Raw genomic sequence first — 5145 nt, forward strand, 5'->3', positions numbered from 1 at the left:
TAGCTTCAGTATTAACACGATTGAGACTAACGGTTTGCTGCGTACGCAGTTGAAGGTTGTCTAATTTATCGTTACTTAAATCTAAGTTAGGTAATTCACCATTAACCGCAAACTCAGGTAAGTCTCCGACTTGGATATCGATATCAGGTGCATAAGCAATCTCTTGGTCTAACTGAGTTTCTGGAATCGGTATAGTTTGTCTAGCTTCATTATTAACCGTAGGATTGAGACTAACAGTTTGTTGCGTACGCAGTTGAAGGTGGTCTAATTGAGCGTTACTTAAATCTAAGTTAGGTAATTCACCATTAACCGCAAACTCAGGTAAGTCTCCGACTTGGATATCGATATCAGGTGCGATTGTAATTTCAGTATCTGAGCTAGTTGCTGCGATCGGTATAGTTTGTCTAGCTTCAGTATTAACACGATTGAGACTAACCCTTTGCTGTTGTTTCAGGTCTAGATTAGCAAGTAGAGCTTTTGGTGAATTTAGCTGAGGTAGTTGACCAGGCAGTAGGTCAAAACTAGGTAGCCGACTTGTACTCAAGTCCACTACAGGTGCAAGGGCGATGTCTGAGGATGGCTCTGTCTGTTGGATTGGTGAGGGAGTCAGAGTCGAGTTGAAACTAACGATAGGTTCTCGTTTCAAGTTCAGTCTAGGGACTTGATCTGACCTCACATCAAACCTAGGAAATTGTCCATCGTTGATGTTAAAACTGGAAGACTGTCTCAGAGCAATTGTTGTTGATTGCTCATTTTGGTTTAGGGAGGGAACCAGACCGGGATTGAAGCTGAGGATCGGTTCTTGTTTGAGATCAAGGCTAGGTAGTTGACTTGGCTTCAGGTCAATGACTGGTAATTTATCCTCTGCTGCTTGGGTTGATTCAGCTTCAGCGATCGCAGGATACAGCACCATGGTGACGCTACCAGCGATCGCTCCCATTAGCTGTAGTTTACAAGATGTGTTATAATTGTTAGTTAATTTCATTGCTGATCCTCTTCGTTGAAGGTCGGAGTGACTGCAAAGTTCATGCGTGCCATACCACCAGGTTCTAAACGCACGAGTCGGGATTGGCTGTTGCCCTCATTGAAATGGGTATTGGGAGCTAGGGTGTAACCTGGAAGGCTAGTCAGGTCTAAAGCTCCAGTGTGGTATCCCGGTAGAACGTTCTTAACCGAGAACAGACCATTGGCATCAGTGGTAATTCGGTTACCGTTTTCCATAAAGATCACCGCATTAGGAACGCCCGGTTCTCCTGGTTGCTGATGACCATCAAAGTTTTTGTCTACAAATACTCGACCTAGTAAAGTGCCGCAATCGGAAATAATGCCGGGATCAATTCGTACTCGATGAACCACTGGACCATCTTTGATATCCCAGCCGTTGTCATCCCGTTCCGCAGCAACAATTGCTGAGTTCTCCCCGTCACCCCGGATGCCATCTGGGGTGACTTGCACCCCATAAGCAATGTTCAATACTCCACCTTCTGGAATTGGCTCTGCTACCCTGAAAGTAATTCTTGCCCCATCTCGTGTGGTTTCAATCTCCATTGATTCTTGCTGTAACTCGCCCCGGACAGAATCTTCAACCAATGTGAATCCTAGGGGTAAGTCGTCAGTCACTACAATGTCAACCACAGCACTACGGGCTAGATTGCGCAAAGAGAGGCGGTAGATGATAGTATCTCCTGGTTCAGCGGTAGCTCGGTCTGCGCTCTTGGTAATCCGAATCGATTCAAGGTCACAAATACCCGTATCTACATTCAACAATCCCAAAACCAGACCTTCCCGTTTGGCATTCCGAATCAGGAATTCACCCTGTACCTCTGTGGGATTGGCATCCGTAGTAATCGGTAGACCATCTAAAGACGTAGCAGTATAGGAAACTATACCTTGGGCTTCATCAACATTATTGATGGTCAAGCGAATGCGCCGTTGTAGGAAGTTGCTATTATCGGGTGGATTAACCACCAAAATGTAGCTTCGACCTTGCTCTAACTGACCTCGGTCTCGATCAAACAGAAAGCTGTATCTACCTCGGTTTTCATTGTCGTCATTGTTAAGGAAAAAGGGATTGGCATTGGTAGTATTAGGTTCAATCCCTTCCGGAATGGTGTTATTGGGGTCATCGGGAACTTCAGTGGTGGTCAGTTCTACAGCACTCAAGAATCCTGTGGGGTCATTGGGGTCTGGTTCAAATAAGCCAACGCTAAATCCGGTATAGTCATCCAACAGTTCATTGTTACAACCCCGGATTTCTCCAAACGGGTCAATCAGTTCCAACCTGGGGTCAGGTGTAGGAGCTATAGTAGCTATGGTCTGTTGTGCTGTTTCTTGGGAGGTATTGTCTTGACCACAATTACTGCTAAACCCTAAGGCTATAGTTTGCTGATCATTGTCTTCAGCAGCAGCGTTAAGTGCCACTTGCACATTCAGCACCACCTCCTGCCCAGGCTCGATTTTCAGTGTTTCCGGGGTTTCCTCCAAACCCTCAACAGTAACATTGCCAATCGAAGCTGAACCGACTAAGCCACTTTGAGCAATAACGCTGGCTTGGGGAGTTTGTATCTCAATCGCTGCATCTCCGGTGTTAAGCAAGGCATAACGGAAACTCACAATATCTCCCGATTGCACCCGCGACCCTTGACCAGACTGAATGTTTACTAGGTCTTGCTCAAGAGAGTCTTTAGCTTGGATCAGGAGTTGTTGTTGTTCAGGGATAGCATTGAGCGCTTCATCAAATGCTTGCTGGCGAATATCGGTAAAAGTAGTACTACTCAAGTCAGTTGGGATTAAACCAGCTGCGGTATTTTGGGCAGTTGTGGCATCGGCTTCAGCAATACCAATGGATTCTAAGCCCTGTTGAGCTAGTCCAGTAAAGACTAGAGCCATGACTTGATCGGCCTGACTATTCTCCCCATTTAAGACGGCAGCTTTATTCGGTATTGCTTCCTCAATAGCGGTTTTGGCAGCAGTGATGACTTGATCAGCGGTAGTGTCAGTGGATGAATTAGCAAAACTCATTACTGCTTTGATACTGGCATTGCTAGCTTCCTCTGAAGTAAAGCCCAAGGTTACTAGTTCATCCTCCAGGGCATCAGTCATAGCACCTAAGCCAAACACCAACTGGCCTTCCCCATCTTTAATCCCCTGAGATACCAGATTGAGAGTTCCTTGTTTAGAGGTTTCACTCTTAACTTTGCTAGAAGTACCAGTAATGAATAACTCACTAGGTCGAGAGAATCTTCCCCTTGGACCACGAGGCATTTGGTACCGATAAGTGACTTGATTGATCACAGTTGCTCCTACTGTTTCAGGAGCTGTACACTGTAGCGGTGTCTTACCGGTTGTTGCTGAAATTTCTGCTGGCTGAGTTTGCGACAGTACTGGTGGAGATGTTGGTAAGACACCTCCTATCAAAACTGTTGCTAGCAGCTTTGGTAAACGTTTTTTCCAGTCAGGGGTTGATTTGCACATTTTGATAGTAAATCACTGGATATTTTTGTTGATTGAAATTGGGTGTTTTTATAAAAATTAAAATTTAGGTTTTATAAGTTTTATAAAAATTAAGCAAAATTATAAAAATCAGGCAAAAATAATCAAAAAATAGCGCGGGTTGCGCTGATTTTTTTAGGCAGTACTTATGCTGGCTTTTTTTTAAAAAAATAGAATTATTCTGCTCTAGGCTTTAGGTTTTAGGCTGTAGTCTTCTGATTATGAAGCGAACCGGCTACAGCAACGAGGCTGTAAACTGCTTTAATTTTACATAATACTTAACGCCTAATACCCAACGCCTAATACTTATAATTAAATTATTTATGGTTATGAATTTATTACTACGGAGTTTTATTTAGCCAGATAAAAACTGTTACAACTGAATGAGTAATAGTGACTACTAAATAAATTATTTAATTACCTGTAATTATGTTCTAAAAATAACAAAATTATAAGCTTAAGTGATTAGTCATTAGTTAGGATTTTTAGTAAGCTATCAGCGATCAGCTTTGGGCCTGTGGCCAACAGCTGACGGCACCTCAAGTAGCGTGAGCTTTTAGCTCACGGCTGACCACCGACCGCTGACCGCTGACCGAACCTCAAGTAGCACCTCAAGTAGCGCATATGCTGACGATTTATGAGTCCTGATTTATAAGTTATTTGTAATTAACAAGATTTTATTGGTATTTACAAATGACTTCTAAGTACTAACTAGCAACTAATCACTAATCACTAATCACTAATCACTAATCACTAATCACTAATCACTAATTACTAGCGAACATTCACATCATAAGATGCTTCTAAAACTGCTTTGGGATCGAGAGCTTCTGGAAACTCAAAGCGAACGTGAGTGTAAGCTGAAGCAGGGGCAGGTCTAGTTTCTACCGTGCCATCTTCAAGGGTGACTTCAATAGTAGGTTGTTCTATAAAAGTCTCTCCATTATCAATGCTGTAAGTTATCGTTGCTCCATTGCTGTTGCTAGCAGAATCAAGAATATACATGGTAGCGCGAGGAATAGGTTGGGTAACCATCAGATTGTCAGCTTCCACTTCCCCAGCATTTTCACCTTTGACAGTGTAACGAAGGGTATCTCCTGGTTTGACAACGGCTTTGTTCTCTAGGGCTTGCCAAGTAATATTTTCTTTACCTTCACTATCAACTTCTACTATCTTCTTCTGAGCCACTAATTTCAACTGCACTTTCGGGCGCATGATGTTTTGGACAATCACTTCCCCAGCTTCCTGTAAACCAGCTAATACAGGAGTCTTACCTACAAAAGGGACAGCAACCATGAATGCGATCGCACCCAGACCTAGAATTGATGAACGTTTCATTTGCAATAAACCTCTTGAGAATTACAACAATTTTATAGAACGCTGAAGCTTGAAGACTGAAGTATGGGGGCTGAAGTATGAAGGCTGAAGTATGGAGGCTGAAGTATGAAGGCTGAAGTATGAAGGCTGTTGGCCGGATAGCGTTCCGGTAGGGTAGCCTGAAATGACTTGATTAGTGGCTCACTAAAGATTGACTCAAAACGTGGTCAACAACCAGGAGTTACACGTATCATGTCATAATTCCTACTTCATATAGCAGAAGTCATTTGTCAGAAGTCATTTGTCAGAAGTCAAACTCTTGCGCTTCTTGATGCA

The 5145-nt window shown here is 43.2% G+C and carries 3 protein-coding genes; all 3 read right to left on the reverse strand.

Going from position 1 to position 5145, the window contains the following annotated elements:
• Nucleotides 1-985 (reverse strand): hypothetical protein (locus tag F6K37_RS20050; RefSeq protein ID WP_287251711.1); only part of this gene is annotated, 985 nt, incomplete at its 3' end.
• Entirely contained in the window at nt 982-3474 is a 2493-nt protein-coding gene (locus tag F6K37_RS20055) for a DUF11 domain-containing protein (RefSeq protein WP_008182445.1), read from the reverse strand. The genes F6K37_RS20055 and F6K37_RS20050, both read right to left, overlap by 4 nt.
• A gap of 792 nt (nt 3475-4266) precedes the next feature.
• Complete coding sequence (locus F6K37_RS20060) at nt 4267-4830, reverse strand: DUF11 domain-containing protein (protein WP_044492655.1); 564 nt, start codon at nt 4828-4830, stop codon at nt 4267-4269.
• Nucleotides 4831-5145: the final 315 nt, after the last annotated feature.

This window comes from Moorena sp. SIO4E2 (assembly GCF_010671945.1).
GTDB classification, from domain to species: Bacteria; Cyanobacteriota; Cyanobacteriia; order Cyanobacteriales; family Coleofasciculaceae; genus Moorena; species Moorena producens.